Annotated in this window: 14 protein-coding genes; 6 read left to right on the forward strand and 8 right to left on the reverse strand. The window is 42.9% G+C overall.

The features are described from left to right. Positions 1-48: 48 nt before the first annotated feature. Positions 49-2688 (reverse strand): DNA polymerase I, encoded by a 2640-nt coding sequence (gene polA, locus PCY16_RS03070; RefSeq protein ID WP_195413501.1) that lies wholly within the window; start codon positions 2686-2688, stop codon positions 49-51. Between the two features lie 232 nt (positions 2689-2920). Here polA and PCY16_RS03075 point away from each other — a divergent pair, with 232 nt between their 5' ends. Next, positions 2921-5269, forward strand: a complete 2349-nt coding sequence (locus PCY16_RS03075; RefSeq protein WP_145516546.1) for an endonuclease MutS2 — start codon at positions 2921-2923, stop codon at positions 5267-5269. 102 nt (positions 5270-5371) lie between these two features. On the opposite strand, the gene PCY16_RS03080 is transcribed toward PCY16_RS03075, so the two are convergent. Both PCY16_RS03080 and PCY16_RS03085 read right to left on the reverse strand, forming a co-directional pair. Next, the gene (locus PCY16_RS03080; protein WP_145516544.1) at positions 5372-5914 is read right to left on the reverse strand and encodes a CvpA family protein; all 543 of its coding nucleotides are present in this window, start codon (positions 5912-5914) and stop codon (positions 5372-5374) included. Then, positions 5911-6225 carry a hypothetical protein gene (locus PCY16_RS03085; RefSeq protein WP_004183554.1) on the reverse strand — a complete coding sequence of 105 codons (315 nt, stop codon included), beginning with the start codon at positions 6223-6225 and terminating at the stop codon, positions 5911-5913. Before PCY16_RS03085 ends, PCY16_RS03080 begins: the two co-directional genes overlap by 4 nt. A gap of 316 nt (positions 6226-6541) precedes the next feature. Between PCY16_RS03085 and rnhC the strand changes: the two genes are divergently transcribed. Genes rnhC through PCY16_RS03100 form a run of 3 tightly spaced genes read left to right on the forward strand, consistent with a single transcriptional unit; the run spans position 6542 to position 10639 of the window. Beyond that, the gene (gene rnhC, locus PCY16_RS03090; protein WP_201709274.1) at positions 6542-7432 is read left to right on the forward strand and encodes a ribonuclease HIII; all 891 of its coding nucleotides are present in this window, start codon (positions 6542-6544) and stop codon (positions 7430-7432) included. 18 nt (positions 7433-7450) lie between these two features. Beyond that, complete coding sequence (gene lepB, locus PCY16_RS03095; RefSeq protein WP_013991198.1) at positions 7451-8074, forward strand: signal peptidase I; 624 nt, start codon at positions 7451-7453, stop codon at positions 8072-8074. Between the two features lie 60 nt (positions 8075-8134). Next, on the forward strand, positions 8135-10639 hold the full coding sequence (locus PCY16_RS03100; protein ID WP_301353663.1) for an ATP-dependent RecD-like DNA helicase: 2505 nt from the start codon (positions 8135-8137) through the stop codon (positions 10637-10639). Between the two features lie 51 nt (positions 10640-10690). Here the strand turns inward: PCY16_RS03100 and PCY16_RS03105 are convergent, their stop codons facing one another. The 5 genes from PCY16_RS03105 to tsaB are packed head-to-tail and all read right to left on the reverse strand — an operon-like array spanning position 10691 to position 13862. Continuing rightward, a complete protein-coding gene (locus PCY16_RS03105; RefSeq protein ID WP_060971710.1) occupies positions 10691-11017 on the reverse strand; it encodes an AzlD domain-containing protein in 327 nt (108 codons plus the stop codon). After that, positions 11004-11696, reverse strand: coding sequence for an AzlC family ABC transporter permease (locus tag PCY16_RS03110; protein ID WP_301353666.1), 693 nt, complete (start codon positions 11694-11696; stop codon positions 11004-11006). The genes PCY16_RS03105 and PCY16_RS03110 overlap by 14 nt, the downstream gene beginning before the upstream one ends. 51 nt (positions 11697-11747) lie before the next feature. Next, complete coding sequence (gene tsaD / locus PCY16_RS03115; protein WP_037599075.1) at positions 11748-12761, reverse strand: tRNA (adenosine(37)-N6)-threonylcarbamoyltransferase complex transferase subunit TsaD; 1014 nt, start codon at positions 12759-12761, stop codon at positions 11748-11750. Then, a complete protein-coding gene (gene rimI, locus PCY16_RS03120; protein ID WP_301353669.1) occupies positions 12761-13216 on the reverse strand; it encodes a ribosomal protein S18-alanine N-acetyltransferase in 456 nt (151 codons plus the stop codon). The genes tsaD and rimI overlap by 1 nt, the downstream gene beginning before the upstream one ends. Next, a complete protein-coding gene (gene tsaB, locus PCY16_RS03125; RefSeq protein WP_301353671.1) occupies positions 13176-13862 on the reverse strand; it encodes a tRNA (adenosine(37)-N6)-threonylcarbamoyltransferase complex dimerization subunit type 1 TsaB in 687 nt (228 codons plus the stop codon). The genes rimI and tsaB overlap by 41 nt, the downstream gene beginning before the upstream one ends. 260 nt (positions 13863-14122) lie before the next feature. Between tsaB and PCY16_RS03130 the strand changes: the two genes are divergently transcribed. Both PCY16_RS03130 and PCY16_RS03135 read left to right on the forward strand, forming a co-directional pair. Continuing rightward, positions 14123-14353 (forward strand): DNA-dependent RNA polymerase subunit epsilon, encoded by a 231-nt coding sequence (locus tag PCY16_RS03130; RefSeq protein WP_002884752.1) that lies wholly within the window; start codon positions 14123-14125, stop codon positions 14351-14353. A 4-nt stretch (positions 14354-14357) separates the two neighbouring features. Beyond that, positions 14358-16040, forward strand: coding sequence for a ribonuclease J (locus PCY16_RS03135; protein ID WP_145516530.1), 1683 nt, complete (start codon positions 14358-14360; stop codon positions 16038-16040). The last annotated feature ends 33 nt before the right edge of the window (positions 16041-16073 follow it).

Raw genomic sequence — 16073 nt, forward strand, 5'->3', positions numbered from 1 at the left:
CATGTAACGCAAGAGAAAATAGGTAAATGGAAAATTTTCTTTCATGTTTTACTTTGCCTCATACCATGTACGGCCGTCATTCTCATCTGCAATGAGTGGGACAGCGAGTTCGACTGCAGCTTCCATGGTTTCTTTAACCAAGGCTTTCATCGCTACAAGTTCATCGTTTGGCACCTCAAGGACGAGTTCATCGTGCACTTGGAGGAGCATCTTAGTTTTATAGCCACCTTCTACCAAAGCCTTGTCTAAGTTAATCATAGCAATCTTGAGGATATCAGCAGCACTTCCTTGGATAGGCGAGTTGATGGCTGTACGCTCTGCGAAGTTGCGAACATTAAAGTTACGAGAATTGATATCTGGCAACTCACGACGGCGGTAAAAGAGAGTTTCTACGTAGCCCTTATCCTTGGCCTCACGAACCACATTATCCATATAGGCCTTGATACCAGGATAACGCTCAAAGTAGGTGTCGATATACTCCTTGGCCTTTTTACGGCTAATGCCAAGGTTGTTAGAAAGGCCGAAGTCAGAAATGCCATAAACGATACCGAAGTTAACAGCCTTGGCGTTACGACGGTCGTTAGGTGTGACATCCTCTGGCTTTTCAATACCAAAGACACGCATGGCTGTAGAGGTATGGATATCTGCCCCCTCTTTAAAGGCTGCAATCAAATGCTCATCTCCCGAAATGTGGGCCAACACGCGCAACTCAATCTGTGAGTAATCCGAGCTTAAAAGCACTGCGTCCTCAGTCGATGGGACAAAAGCCTTACGGATGAGACGCCCTTGCTCCAAGCGAACAGGGATATTTTGCAAGTTAGGATCCACTGATGACAAACGACCTGTCTGAGTTAGATCTTGAACGTAACGGGTATGGATCTTGCCATCCTCAAGAATATAGTCCTGAAGCCCCAAGACATAGGTAGACTGAAGCTTGGTGATTTGGCGGTACTCCAAAATCTTGGCTACAATTGGTGCAATTGGTGCCAAACGTTCAAGGACATCAACAGCTGTCGAGTAACCGGTCTTGGTTTTCTTAGTGTATTCCAAAGGTAGTCCCATCTTTTCGAAGAGGATGACACCCAACTGTTTAGGCGAGTTAATATTGAACTCCTCACCAGCCATTTCGTATATTTCTTGGGTTAATTTATCAATAACCACTTGGTTTTCCACTGCCATCTCGTTAAGGGTTTGTCCCTTAACCTTAATACCAGCGATTTCCATCTTAGCTAGCACATTTGCCAGTGGTAACTCCATATCAAAGAGAAGCTCTGATTGGCCGTGTTCAGCCAATTTTTCAAGCATGACAGGTTTAGCTACCTGAAGGACCTTGACTTTTTTAGCCAGGTGGCTGAGCAAGACCTCTTTTTCAGGAACGGCACGTTTAGCCCCCTTACCATAGACCACTTCATCTGTTTCAAGCGGCAAGTCTGTATAGAGACGGGCAATGGTTGACAATTCATTGTCCTCAACGGTTGAGAGGAGATACTTGGCCAGACGGGCATCAAAATTAGCCGTAGGCAAGTCAATACCTAGATGACTCAAAAGGACCTTACTACGCTTGAAGTCGTAGATATTAACAGCTTTAGAAAGAGCTGCCTGGAAGGCGTCTGATTTGAGTAGACCAGTATCTGTAGACGCATAAATCTGCTTGTCGTTACCCCATGCAAAACCGATGATAGGCTCAGTGTGATAATTGTCACCAAGGATTTCAAAATAAAAGAAATCATCAGGGCTGAAGTGATCTTCTGTCACTTGGCTTGGCTCAGTATAGGCCACATCAAAATCTTGTGGCACAGCCTCTCCACCAAGGGCATTTTTGAACTGAACAAAGCCCATCTCGTCATAAAAGGCTGCCAATTTTTCAAGGTCAGGTCCCGTAAAGGCCGTGTCATCGAGACCAATTTCAATAGGTGACTGGGTATCAATAGTCGCCAGGGTCTTAGAAAGAAAGGCTTGATCCTTGTCGTTGATGAGATTTTCCTTCATCTTAGACTTCTTCATTTCATCGATGTGGTCATAGATACCTTCAAGGGAACCGTGTTCCAAGAGGAGCTTAAGACCAGTCTTTTCACCAATCTTAGTCACTCCTGGAATATTATCGGACTTATCACCCATGAGGGCCTTAAGGTCGATGAATTGCTCTGGAGTAATCCCCATTTTCTCCATGAGGTAGTCAGGTGTGAAGGCTTCAAACTCAGCCACACCTTTTTTCGAAATCTCAACGACTGTGTTTTCGTCAGTCAGCTGAATCAAGTCCTTGTCCCCAGAAACAACTGTGATTTGGTAGTCCTCACTGGTATTTTCAGCCATCTTAGCTAAGGTACCGATAATGTCATCTGCCTCGTACTGAGCCAAGTCATAATAGGCGATGCCACGTGCAGCCAACATCTCACGGATATAAGGGAACTGCTCACGGAATTCCTCTGGAGTCTTGGCACGACCAGCCTTATAGTCCGCAAACATCTCTGTACGGAAAGTTGTTTTACCCGCATCAAAGGCTACCAAAACATGAGTCGGTTGGATACGCTCAAGCAGGTTGTCCAACATGAGGTGGAAACCGTAGATAGCATTGGTATGAAGGCCGTTATTGTTACGAAAACGGTCAATTTGATTATAAAGTGCGAAAAAGGCACGAAAGGCAACGGATGAACCGTCGATTAATAGTAATTTTTTCTGATTAGTCATAGGTTTATTATAGCATAGATGGGAGCATTGGTTTTAATTGAAAATCTCTTATTTTAGAAAGACTCTTTTGTAAAATAGTCGTTCAAAAATAAAAAACTTCAAGGAAAATTGTTCAGAGACAAACTGTAAAAATAGCCAGTCAACATCTGATGACAAAAGCCCGCTTATAAAACTATCTCAAGCATTTCCCACCTCCACCCCCCCTATAGTCAAATGTGTTATAATAGGAGCTATGAACACAAAGATTTTAGACCAATTAGAATTTAACAAGGTCAAGGACCAGTTCACAGAATACCTGCAGACTGAACAGGCTCAGGCTGAGTTACGTGACTTGGTGCCTATGACCAATCCAGAAAGAATTCAAAATCAATTTACAGAAATTCAAGAAATGGCAGAGATTTTCGTAGAGCACCATGGCTTTGCAATTGGTAGCTTGCGAGATATTTCTGAGCCCTTGCGTCGCTTGGAACTGGATGCTGACCTCAACATCCAGGAGCTCATTGCCATCAAGAAGGTGCTGCAAGCTTCTGCTGACCTCGGTCGCTTTTACGCTGACCTTGAAAATGTAGAGCTCATCGCCCTTAAACGTCTTTTCGAAAAGATTGAAGCCTTTCCAAGTCTACAAGGCAGTCTTCAGAGCATCAATGACGGTGGTTTTATTGAGCATTTTGCTAGCCCAGAGTTGCAAAATATTCGTCGTCAACTTAAATCTTGCGATGATGCCATTCGCCAGACCTTACAAGACATTCTCAAGAAATCTGGCCACATGTTGGCTGAAAGTTTGATTGCTAGTCGTAACGGTCGTTCGGTGCTTCCTGTCAAAAATACCTACCGTAACCGTATCTCAGGGGTTGTGCATGACATCTCAAGCTCTGGAAACACAGTATATATCGAGCCGCGTGCCGTTATCCAGCTCAACGAAGAAATTACACAATTACGTGCAGACGAACGCCACGAGATGGCCCGTATCCTGCATGAACTGTCTAATCAACTGCGCCCACAAGCTGCTGCTATTGCTAACAACGCTTGGATTTTGGGCCACATGGACTTCATTCGAGGAAAATACCTCTATCTCCATGATAAAAAAGCGGTTATTCCAAAGATTAGTGACAACCAAACACTACAACTACTTAACGTTCGTCACCCTCTCTTGGTCAATCCTGTAGCCAACGATTTGCACTTTGATGAGGACCTTACGGCCATTGTCATCACAGGTCCCAATACTGGTGGTAAAACGGTCATGCTTAAAACGCTAGGACTAGCACAACTAATGGCTCAATCTGGTCTTCCAATTTTGGCTGATAAGGGCAGCCGTGTCGCCATTTTCCAGGAGATTTTTGCGGATATCGGAGACGAACAGTCTATCGAACAAAGTTTGTCAACTTTCTCTAGTCACATGACCCACATTGTTGAGATTCTGAATGCTGCCGACAGTAACAGCCTGGTCTTGGTCGATGAGCTTGGGGCTGGTACCGACCCTCAGGAAGGGGCTAGTCTAGCCATGGCAATCTTAGAGCACCTCCGTTTAAGTCAGATTAAGACCATGGCTACCACTCACTATCCTGAGCTTAAGGCCTATGGGATTGAGACGCAACATGTGGAAAATGCCAGCATGGAGTTTGACACAGCGACTTTAAGCCCTACCTATCGTTTTATGCAAGGGGTTCCTGGTCGTTCTAATGCCTTTGAAATTGCTCGACGCCTCGGTTTAAATGAGATTATTGTCAAGGAAGCAGAAAACCTCACGGATACTGATAGTGATGTCAACCGTATCATCGAGCAACTTGAAGCCCAAACTGTGGAAACACAAAAACGTCTGGAACACATCAAGGACGTGGAGCAAGAGAACCTTAAATTCAACCGTGCGGTCAAGAAACTCTATAACGAATTCTCCCATGAATACGACAAGGAACTCGAAAAGGCTCAAAAAGAAATTCAAGAGATGGTTGATACCGCTTTGGCTGAGAGCGATAGTATTCTCAAAAATCTCCACGATAAGAGTCAACTCAAACCTCATGAAGTTATCGACGCCAAAGGAAAACTCAAGAAACTTGCCCCACAAGTGGACCTCTCTAAGAATAAGGTCCTTCGTAAGGCTAAGAAAGAAAAGGCTGCGCGTGCCCCTCGTGTCGGAGATGATATCATCGTTACCGCCTATGGGCAACGTGGTACCCTTACCAGTCAAGCCAAAAATGGTAACTGGGAAGCTCAGGTCGGTCTCATCAAGATGACACTAAAGGCGGATGAATTCACTCTGGTTCGTGCCCAAGCTGAAGCCCAACAACCTAAGAAGAAACAGATTAACGTGGTTAAAAAAGCCAAGAAGACATCTGGCGGTCCTCGTGCCCGTCTAGACCTTCGTGGGAAACGTTACGAAGAAGCTATGCAAGAGCTTGATGCCTTTATTGACCAAGCCCTACTTAATAACATGAGTCAGGTGGACATCATCCACGGTATTGGTACAGGTGTCATCCGTGATGCTGTTACCAAATATCTCCGCCGTCATCGCCATGTTAAAAGTTTTGAATATGCCCCACAAAGTGCTGGTGGTTCCGGATGTACCATTGCAACCTTAGGGTAAAAATAGATAAGAAAGACTGAGACCTTGTGTTCAGTCTTTTTTCATATGTTACCAAAACAAAGAACAAAAAAGCCTCCCTTAATCAAGGAAGACTTCTATTTTCTATATCACACTTGTCCACAAGTGCTGGATAATCTGACTAACTGGAAAATTCCAATTAATCAAAAGGCGCAAAACCCAGCTAGATGACAAGACCGTTTGAAGGTTATTCATGGGAACAGTCGCAAGAATATTCCCCAACATAGTCAAAGGCACAAGACTCACTAAGGAGGCCAAGACACCACCTACCACTTGGTAACGTCTCTGATCAAGTCGCTCAATTCTCACAAAATGGAAGAAAATCCCAAGAAAGCGCAAACCATAATAAGCCACACAGTAAATCGCAAAATAGGCAACACCTGCATAATAGACACGGTCAAGTGAGAAGATGTTCTGATCTTTAAAGAAAGCTATACTAGCATCTTTGGTTGGATTGGTATAAGGTACCCAAAGATTGATAGCCTCTCCTAGCGACTGGTAAAAGTAGGCCGCTACACACATGGCAATAATGACTGAAACCACGTAATAAGCTTGCATAAAGAGGCCTCGACGGTAGCCAATGTAGAAATTCCAAGCCACGATAGCTAAGACAAGGAGTCCAATCATGCGTCATCCTCATCATCATTTGTAGCTGTCGCCTTGACCTTAAGTTGTTCAAGTTGCTTAGCTCTCAACGTTTCCAACTCTTTTTCCATATCTTCAACTTGGATTTCACGTTCCAACTGAGTCGACAAAGAATTGATAGCCATTAGGATAGCAATCGTTTCATTGTCAGCGTTTTTCATCTGCTCTTTGATAATTTTATATTTCTCGTGGGCAACACGCTCAACCTCTTCCATGAATAGGTTATCTTTATCAGTTGTTAGCGTGAGGTTCTTCTCTCCAAAATGAAATTTGTAACGGTTCTTATTTGCCATTTGCTTGTTAGCTGCCAATCAATGGTGGTCACGGATTCGCCACCGCAGCTTCTCCTTATTTTATTGCTTTTATATCGCCATTTTTTAGCAAGATTCAGACACTTACTCTGAGGCGTGTTCGACACTTAAATGCCAACCTATTTCTTCTAATTGTGGAAAAAAGAGCAGGGTTAGGCATTCTCTTTTTAATCATTATATCCTAAATTTTAACTTTCGTAAATTTTAGACTTTGCACTTCTCTAGAAAAATAATTTTCAGGGATTCCGAGTCTGTAAAATATCTACCAATTCTCCTTTTTTGTGCTAAAATAGATTTCATGGGCACAATCGTATTAAAAATGACAGCAGAGCAGATTTCGACACTCCAGAAGGACCTAGCAAGCTATGCGACTGCGACTAAAAATCCTTATGCAAGTTTTTCAGCCAAGGTCGATGGAATAAGTGTCATCGCCTATACTTCAGGAAAGGTAACTTTCCAAGGTGCTAAGCCAGAAATCCTAGCTAGCCGTTTTGGATACCAAGCTGAACCTAAGCATTCACCTGACGGGCAAAACCTACCCCTAATTGGATCAGACGAAGTCGGAAATGGCTCCTATTTTGGTGGTCTAGCTGTTGTAGCTAGTCTAGTTACCCCAGCTGACCATGCCTTTTTGAAATCTCTAGGAGTTGATGATTCTAAAAATCTTAACGATATCAAGATTCGTCAGATTGCACCTATTTTGGAGGAGAAAATTCCTCACAAGGCACTCCTTCTTTCGCCTAGAAAGTACAATGAAGTGGTTGGAGACGGTAAGAGTCATAATGCTGTGTCCGTTAAAGTAGCCCTCCATAATCAGGCTATCTTCCTATTGTTACAATCAGGTGCTAAACCAGATAAGATTGTCATCGATGCCTTCACCAGCGAGAAAAATTATCAAAAATATCTCAAGAACGAACGTAATCGCTTTGACTTTCCTATTACTTTAGAAGAAAAAGCCGAAGGTAAATACCTAGCTGTCGCGGTGAGCTCTATCATCGCTCGCAATCTCTTCCTGGAAAATCTGGATAAACTCAGCCAAGAAGTAGGTTATACTCTTCCTTCAGGTGCTGGTGCTAAGTCCGACCAGATCGCAGCCAAGCTTCTTCAAGCCTACGGAGATCAGGCTCTCCAAGCTACTGCTAAATATCATTTCGCCAATACTAAAAAAGCCTACCAACGCTTAAAATAACCCTGAAAGGCCTTAACTATGAAAAACAAATGGACCCAATACTTTCTCATTTTCCTTCGTGAATGGGGACTCTTTATCCTCTTTATCACATTCTTCCTCTTGACTCGCCTCTTCCTCTGGCTTCCTGTTCAGGTTGACGGCCACTCAATGGATCCAACTCTCGCCAATAACCAGCGTGTTATTGTTTTGAAACACACGTCCATTGAACGCTTTGATATTGTCGTTGCCAAAGAGGTTGAAAATGGTAAGACGAAACAAATCGTAAAACGTGTCATTGGGATGCCAGGTGATACCATTACCTATCAAAACGATAAACTTACTGTCAACGGCAAAGAAGTCAAGGAAGAATACCTCAAAGAATTCCAGGCTGCCTTTGCCAAAGATAAGCTACAAAAAGAGTATGCATACCGCGATTACTTCCAACAACTGGCTAAAGAATCTAAGGCCTTCACTGTCAACGCGGACAAAAACACTACTTTCTCTGTCACTGTTCCTGAAGGCAAATATTTCCTACTTGGAGATAACCGTATCGTTTCAAAAGATAGCCGCGAAGTTGGTTACTTTGACAAGAGTGCTCTTGTAGGGGAAGTCAAATTCCGCTTCTGGCCACTTAATAAAATTGGTACCGTTGAAGACAACTAAAACCACTAAATAAGATAAGGTTGGGGAAACCCAGCCTTATTATGTATCTAGGAAAAACACATGCAAGAATTTTATTTTTCAGGAACTATCGAACGAGTCATTTTCGAAAACGCTAGTAATTTTTTTCGTATCTTACTCTTAGAGATTGACGAAACGGATAGTGATTTTGAAGACTACGAAATCATTGTCACAGGAACTATGGGGGATGTCATGGAGGGTGAAGACTATACCTTCTGGGGCCAACTAACCAATCACCCTAAATATGGGGAACAGCTACAAATGACCCGCTACGAGCGTTCAAAACCTTCGGCCAGAGGTCTTATCAAATATTTTGCCAGCGACAATTTCAAAGGAATCGGTAAGAAAACGGCCGAGCGTATTGTCGAGATTTATGGCGAAGACCCTATAGACAAGATTCTCGAGGATCCTAGCAAGTTAGAGCAGATTCCTAATCTTTCAAAAGTAAACCGAGAAGCCTTCGTTGCAAAGTTAAAAATCAACTATGGAACCGAACAAATCTTGTCCAAACTTTCTAGCTATGGACTCACACCAAAGGCTGCCTCACAAATTTTCAACCAATATAAGGAAGAGTCACTAAATCTTATTGAGGAACACCCTTATCTATTAGTAGAGGAGATTCAAGGAATCGGTTTTAAAATGGCTGACCAACTAGCTGAACGTCTTGGAATTGCTAGTGATGCTCCTGAGCGTTTACGAGCAGCCTTGATTCATTGTCTACTAGAAGCCAGTATGGAAGAAGGCGATACCTACATAGAAGCCAAAGCCTTGCTTGAACGGACCATCATTCTTTTGGAAGGTGCTCGTCCGATTGAACTTGACCCCGCCTTGGTCGCTAACCAATTAACCAATCTTATCCAAGAGGATAAGGTGCAAAATGTAGAGACTAAAATCTTTGATAATACCCTATATTTTGCGGAACAGGGCATCTATACCCACCTAACTCGTATCATGAAGGACCAACCTGATGTCAGCTCTGAAGACAAAATCTTAGACAGCCTTGAAGGGGTGGAAGAGGAGCTTGGTATTACTTATGATCAGGTTCAAAAAGATGCCATTATCAAAGCCCTACAAAGCAAGGTCTTCATCCTGACAGGGGGTCCCGGAACAGGGAAAACCACTGTTATTAACGGCATTATTAAAACCTATGCTGACCTTCATGGCCTAGATCTCAAAAAGTCCGATTTACCTATTATTTTAGCAGCACCAACGGGACGGGCTGCTCGTCGGATGAACGAACTCACCCAACTACCTAGCGCCACTATTCATAGACATTTAGGCCTCAATAGCGAGGACGATTTTAAGACCTTAGAGGACTATCTCGATTGCGATTTGATTATCATCGATGAGTTCTCTATGGTTGATACTTGGTTGGCCAATCAACTCTTTGAAAGTATCTCTGATTCAACCCAAGTTATAATTGTGGGTGACCAAGACCAACTACCTTCCGTAGGCCCTGGCCAAGTCTTGGCTGACCTTTTGCAGATTGATAACTTGCCTAAGGTTTCCCTAACCAAAATTTTCAGACAATCCGAGGATTCCACTATCGTTACCCTAGCTAGCCAGATGCGCCAAGGCCAACTACCCGCTGATTTCACAGAGAAAAAGGCTGACCGCTCTTACTTTGAGGCCAATGCCAACCATATTCCACAGATGGTTCCTAAAATCGTCTCTGCTGCGATAAAGAGTGGGATTGCAGCTCAGGATGTTCAGATTCTAGCCCCCATGTACCGAGGACAGGCTGGTATTAACAATCTCAATACCATTATGCAAGACCTACTTAATCCTCAAGAAAAGGCCAATCAGTTCGCCTTTAATGATATCTTCTTCCGCAAGAATGACAAGATTCTCCATCTGGTAAACGATACCGAACTTAATGTCTTCAATGGCGACATCGGCATCATTACTGATCTCATTCCTGGTAAATATACTGAAAGCAAGCAGGATGAAATTTACATGTCCTTCGATGGCAATGAAGTTATCTACCCTCGTAACGAATGGAGTAAGATTACTCTGGCCTATGCCATGTCAATCCATAAATCCCAAGGAAGTGAGTTCCCAGTCGTTATCCTTCCCATCACACGCCAAAGTGGACGTATGCTACAACGTAACCTCATTTACACCGCAATCACACGCGCCAAGAGTAAACTAGTCATGCTAGGGGAAATTGCAGCCTTCGATTATGCTGTTCACAACGAGGGGGCTAAACGAAATACTTATCTCATCCAACGTTTTGAACAAACTTATACACAAGCTGTTGATAAGTCTGTAGAAAAGACTGTTAAAAACGAGGCAACAGACGCATCCAATCAAACCAAAAAGGAAAACAACGGATCCTCAGAACCCCTTGAAAACAAAGACATTTCGGGAAATATAAATCCATCTCCAACTCTTATTAACACTTATTCACAGCCTGTGGATAAGTCTGTTAACAAACCTGTGCAAACCGAAGAAAACTATCGTTTAACTGAAGATAATTGGTCAACTATAGATCCAATGATTGGTCTCAGTGAAGACGATATTGCTGCCTTTTTTAACAATAACTAAAAAAGACTTGGAAAGCAACTCACTAAGAGCAACTCCAAGTCTTTTCATTTACTAAAACACTAAACGAATCAGGGCCATCGACACTATACCGACGATTACTGCATAGAGCAAATTTTTGCTCTTAAATGCTACAATTACCGTTGGCACTGTAGCCAGTATTTCCATCCACTTAAACTGTGGCAAGTGACCAATCTTCTCAGTCGTAAGACTAGAGAGAATCAGAGCAAAGAGGATAGAAACTGGTAAGTAGTGCAAAAATCGAACAACGATATCTGGTAAGCCCTTGTATTTCACTAATACAAAGGGGAGAACACGGGGCACCCAGCTAACCACAAACCCAAGTAGAATGGCAATGAGAATAAAATTATTGACGGCCATCACACATCACCCCCACACTACATCCAACTAAAGTAGCCAGTAAAACAGCCAAAGATTCCGACAAGATGACACTAAAGCTCAGATAAGCCACAGCAATAGATAGTAAAATCAAGAATAGCTTACGCACGCCTTCACCTAACAAAGCATCTATCTGACTACTTAACAAACCTATAAACATGGCAATCAAGGCAAAATCCAAACCAAAAAGCTCAGGATTAGGAATCATGGAACCAATCAAACACCCAACAACTGATGATACAATCCAAACCAGATAGCTGAAAATATTGTTCCCATGCATCCAGTTCGCAGAAATATCTTTATGATGCACATATTCTCCCAACAAGACACCATAACTTTCATCCGTAATCAGACTACCAATTCCCAGCTGATTCCAGAGGCTTGTTTTTGTAAAAATCGTCGTTGCATGTAAACTCATCAACATGTTACGCAAATTAACTAAGAAAACAGTCAAGGTTAACTCACCAAGGCTAGCTCCTGCAACTACTAATGCACACATAGCAAACTGAGCCGAGCCACCATAGACCAAGGCACACATGAGGCCAACCTCAAGGGCCGATAGACCAGAAGCCGCCGCTACAACACCAAAGGCTAGGCCAATAGCCACATATCCTAGGGCTGTCGGTACTGCAGCTTTTACACCTAAACGAAAGGCAGACATACTCAATTCCTTTCTAAAGGAACCTCTTACCAGACTAGTAAGAGGTTCTTCTTATTCTTCAAATCCTGCAAAGGCAAGACTTGGTTTTGCATTCAAGTCCAACTCAGCAAAATGTTTCTGATCACATTCAATGGCAGCTGCTAGGGCAATCATGCCAGCATTATCACCACAGAGACGTAAAGGCGGAATAACCACATCTACATCCGTAATTTCTTCAGCCAAACGTTCACGTAAGCCCTGATTAGCTGCTACGCCACCAGCAACAACAAGTGTCTTAACAGGATAACGTTCCAAGGCTTTCTTAGTCTTAGCTAGGAGAATATCCAACACAGCAGCTTGGAAGGAAGCACAAAGGTCCTCTTTGACTAGAACTTCTCCCTTCTGTTCTGCATTGTGATGCAAATTGATGAAAGCAGACTTTAGGCCTGAAAATGAAAACTCCAAGTGGTCTTCCTTAATCATAGCGCGTGGAAAATCATAAACATCTTTCCCTTTATGAGCCAATTCATCAATTTCACGCCCAGCTGGGTAGGTCAAACCCATCACACGCCCAACCTTATCATAGGCCTCACCAACTGCATCATCACGTGTCTCACCAACAATCTTGTAATTTCCTGGTTCTGACACATAAACCAACTCTGTGTGTCCCCCAGACACCAAAAGTGCTAGGAGGGGGTATTCCAACTCTTGCACCTCACGCGCTGCCATAAGATGCCCAGCCATATGATTAACTGGAATCAAAGGCAATCCATGTGCCCAAGCGAAGGCCTTAGCCGCTGCCATCCCGACCAAGAGCGCTCCGACCAAACCAGGACCATAGGTTACTGCTACAGCATCTAGTTGTTCAGCAGTAATGCCCGCCTCTGAAAGGGCATCCTTAATGCAAAGAGTCACCACTTCCACATGGTGACGACTAGCCACCTCAGGGACAACACCACCAAAACGTTTATGGCTTTCCACCTGACTGGCAATAATATTACTCAAAAGTTCCTTCTCATTTTTCAAAACGGCAACTGAAGTCTCGTCACACGAGCTCTCCACTGCCAAAATATATCTATCTGCCATTAGACTTCCTCTCGCCTCATGATAACTGCATCTTCTTGAGGATCATGATAATAATTTTTCCGAATTCCTAGACTTTCAAAACCAAATTTTCTATAAAGCGCCTGAGCGACTTGATTTGAAGTCCTCACTTCTAGAAATATAGGCTCACTACGATCTTCCAAATGCTTCATCAACTGACTAGCATAACCACGCCCTTGATAAGCTTTTAAAACGGCGATATTGGTCACCTCGAGCTCACCCACCAAATTTTGAAGGGCTAGAAAACCAACAACTTCTTCCTGATCATACACATAGAAATATTCCGTAGTATCTAAAGCCAAGTCTGCTACGACTTGTTCTATCGTCCAAGGAGACTTGTCATAAACATCCGACAAAATCTGATAAATCAGTTGAGCTTGCTCTTGGCTACTCAATCTAGACGCGCTTGATGTAGTTGTCACGGTTAGTCTCCTCATGCGTCTTGAGCCAATTCTCCTCTGCCTCAACCCGCTTCAAGTAATGTGGAACAAAAGCATCCACATCAACAGAAGGCAAGGATAAGCCTAAAAGACCAATTAACTGAGCTGATGGAAGGTTAGACAAGATCGTTGCCTCTGGAAGACTTTCCTTAATCTGATCCACAAAATGAGCTACTTCACCGACAAATGTCACCTTTTCATAAACTTTGGCTTGCTCAAGAACATCTGTAAAGGCAGCATGACGATCAGGGACGATAGCCTGACCATTTTCATAAAAACCAACGTAAACATTATTACGACGGGCATCCATGATAGGAATCACAACACCGTCAACCGAAAGGTTTGTCAGCGCCTGTAGACTTGAAACCCCCACTAAATCAATGGCAAGCGCATAGGCTAACGTCTTAGCTGTTGCGACAGCCACACGAAGCCCTGTGTAGGATCCAGGCCCCTGTGCAACCACAATACGTTCTAAATCAGACGGCTGCCAGCCTGCCTGAGCAACTAAAAAATCAATGGTGGGCATTAGACTAATACTGTGGTTCTTTTTTACTGTGACAGTTGTCTCTGCCAATAGTTTCTCATCTTCCAACAAGGCTACTGATAAAGCAGTGCTAGAAGTATCAAATGCTAATATTTTCATCTTTTTTCCTTGTTTCCTTTTATGCTTTTCTATTATAACACAAGTCACTGTTTCCCAGAAACGAACATTTTCCAACTTTTTCCGCCATTTTCTTTATCTAGCCCTTATCTTATGGTACAATAATAGTAATTGTTAAACGAATCAAGGCTACTAGCTATTACTCATAAAGTGAATATCATAACGTCAAGTAAATCATAGAAAGATTAACTTGACCGGTTTTTTTATAGAATGGCAGAGCCTTTTGGAAAGAAAGGAAAACCATGATTTATAAAGTCTTTTACCAAGAAACTAAAGAGCGTAATCCACGCCGTGAACAGACAAAATCACTCTACCTAGATATCGATGCAGAAACTGAACTTGAGGGACGTATCCAAGCTCGTCAAATCATCGAAAAAAATACTGCCTATAACATCGAATTCATCGAGCTCCTCTCAGAAAAAGCCCTTGAATACGAAAAAGAAACAGGCGTTTTTGAAGTAACGGAGTTCTAAGACCATGGCATCAAAAATCAATCTAAAACCTGAAGAAGTTGGGGTTTATGCGATTGGTGGTTTGGGGGAAATCGGTAAAAACACCTATGGTATTGAATACCAAGATGAGATTATCATCGTCGATGCGGGTATTAAATTCCCCGAAGACGATCTTCTCGGAATCGACTATGTCATCCCAGACTATTCTTACATCGTTGAAAACGTTGATCGTGTAAAGGCACTTGTAATTACCCACGGTCACGAAGACCATATTGGTGGGATTCCCTTCCTTCTTAAACAGGCAAATATCCCAATTTATGCAGGACCGCTTGCTCTTGCTCTTATCAAAGGAAAATTGGAAGAACACGGACTACTTCGTGACGCACAACTCTACGAAATTAATGCTAATACAGAGCTTACTTTCAAAAATATGAGCGTGACCTTCTTCCGTACTACTCACTCAATTCCAGAACCTCTCGGTATTGTTATCCATACACCTCAAGGTAAAATTGTGTGTACCGGTGACTTTAAGTTTGACTTCACCCCAGTAGGGGAACCAGCAGACCTTCACCGTATGGCTGCACTTGGTGAGGAAGGCGTTCTTTGCCTCCTCTCAGACTCAACCAATGCTGAAGTACCAACTTTCACTAATTCCGAGAAGGTTGTTGGCCAATCCATTATGAAAATTATTGAAGGCATCCACGGACGTATTATTTTCGCCTCATTTGCCTCAAACATTTTCCGTCTTCAACAAGCTGCCGAAGCCGCTGTAAAAACTGGCCGTAAGATTGTTGTCTTCGGACGTTCTATGGAAAAAGCCATTGTCAATGGGGTTGAACTAGGTTACATCAAGGTTCCAAAAGGGACTATCATTGATCCTAGTGAGATGAAAAACTATCATGCCAGTGAGATTCTTATCATGTGTACCGGTTCTCAAGGGGAGCCTATGGCGGCCCTTGCACGTATCGCTAATGGTATGCACCGCCAAGTAACACTACAACCTGGTGACACTGTCATCTTCTCATCTAGTCCTATTCCAGGGAACACCACTAGTGTTAACCGTCTGATTAATACCATTCAAGAAGCTGGTGTTGATGTTATCCATGGTAAAATCAACAATATCCATACCTCTGGACACGGTGGTCAACAAGAGCAAAAACTAATGCTTCGTTTGATAAAACCAAAATTCTTCATGCCTGTTCACGGTGAATACCGCATGCAGAAAGTCCACGCAGGTCTTGCTGTTGATTGTGGCGTTCCAAAAGATAATATCTTCATTATGGAAAATGGTGATGTCTTAGCCCTAACAAAAGACTCTGCGCGTCGTGCAGGTCACTTCAATGCTCAAGATATTTATGTTGATGGTAATGGCATTGGGGATATCGGAGCTGCCGTTCTTCGTGATCGTCGTGATCTTTCTGAAGATGGTGTCGTACTTGCCGTAGCTACTGTTGACTTCAAGTCTAAGATGATTCTAGCTGGTCCAGACATCCTCAGTCGTGGCTTCATCTATATGCGTGAATCTGGCAATCTTATCCGCGAAAGCCAACGCATTCTATTCAATGCTATTCGTATCGCTCTTAAGAATAAAGATGCTAGCATCCAATCTGTTAACGGAGCTATCGTCAATGCTTTACGTCCATTTCTATATGAAAAAACAGAACGTGAACCAATCATTATTCCAATGATTCTCACACCTGATAAATAAAAAAATGGTAGCCATCTAGCTACCATTTTTTAA

The organism is Streptococcus sp. SS4 (genome assembly GCF_030440125.1).
In the GTDB taxonomy this organism is placed as follows: Bacteria; Bacillota; Bacilli; order Lactobacillales; family Streptococcaceae; genus Streptococcus.

Coding starts and splice junctions, on each gene's coding strand:
- lepB (WP_013991198.1), top strand. CDS start 7,451: ATGAAAAACAAATGGACCCAATACTTTCTCATTTTCCTTCGTGAATGG.
- PCY16_RS03110 (WP_301353666.1), bottom strand. CDS start 11,696: ATGTCTGCCTTTCGTTTAGGTGTAAAAGCTGCAGTACCGACAGCCCTA.
- PCY16_RS03100 (WP_301353663.1), top strand. CDS start 8,135: ATGCAAGAATTTTATTTTTCAGGAACTATCGAACGAGTCATTTTCGAA.
- rnhC (WP_201709274.1), top strand. CDS start 6,542: ATGGGCACAATCGTATTAAAAATGACAGCAGAGCAGATTTCGACACTC.
- PCY16_RS03130 (WP_002884752.1), top strand. CDS start 14,123: ATGATTTATAAAGTCTTTTACCAAGAAACTAAAGAGCGTAATCCACGC.
- PCY16_RS03075 (WP_145516546.1), top strand. CDS start 2,921: ATGAACACAAAGATTTTAGACCAATTAGAATTTAACAAGGTCAAGGAC.
- tsaB (WP_301353671.1), bottom strand. CDS start 13,862: ATGAAAATATTAGCATTTGATACTTCTAGCACTGCTTTATCAGTAGCC.
- rimI (WP_301353669.1), bottom strand. CDS start 13,216: ATGAGGAGACTAACCGTGACAACTACATCAAGCGCGTCTAGATTGAGT.
- PCY16_RS03105 (WP_060971710.1), bottom strand. CDS start 11,017: ATGGCCGTCAATAATTTTATTCTCATTGCCATTCTACTTGGGTTTGTG.
- polA (WP_195413501.1), bottom strand. CDS start 2,688: ATGACTAATCAGAAAAAATTACTATTAATCGACGGTTCATCCGTTGCC.
- PCY16_RS03135 (WP_145516530.1), top strand. CDS start 14,358: ATGGCATCAAAAATCAATCTAAAACCTGAAGAAGTTGGGGTTTATGCG.
- tsaD (WP_037599075.1), bottom strand. CDS start 12,761: ATGGCAGATAGATATATTTTGGCAGTGGAGAGCTCGTGTGACGAGACT.
- PCY16_RS03080 (WP_145516544.1), bottom strand. CDS start 5,914: ATGATTGGACTCCTTGTCTTAGCTATCGTGGCTTGGAATTTCTACATT.
- PCY16_RS03085 (WP_004183554.1), bottom strand. CDS start 6,225: ATGGCAAATAAGAACCGTTACAAATTTCATTTTGGAGAGAAGAACCTC.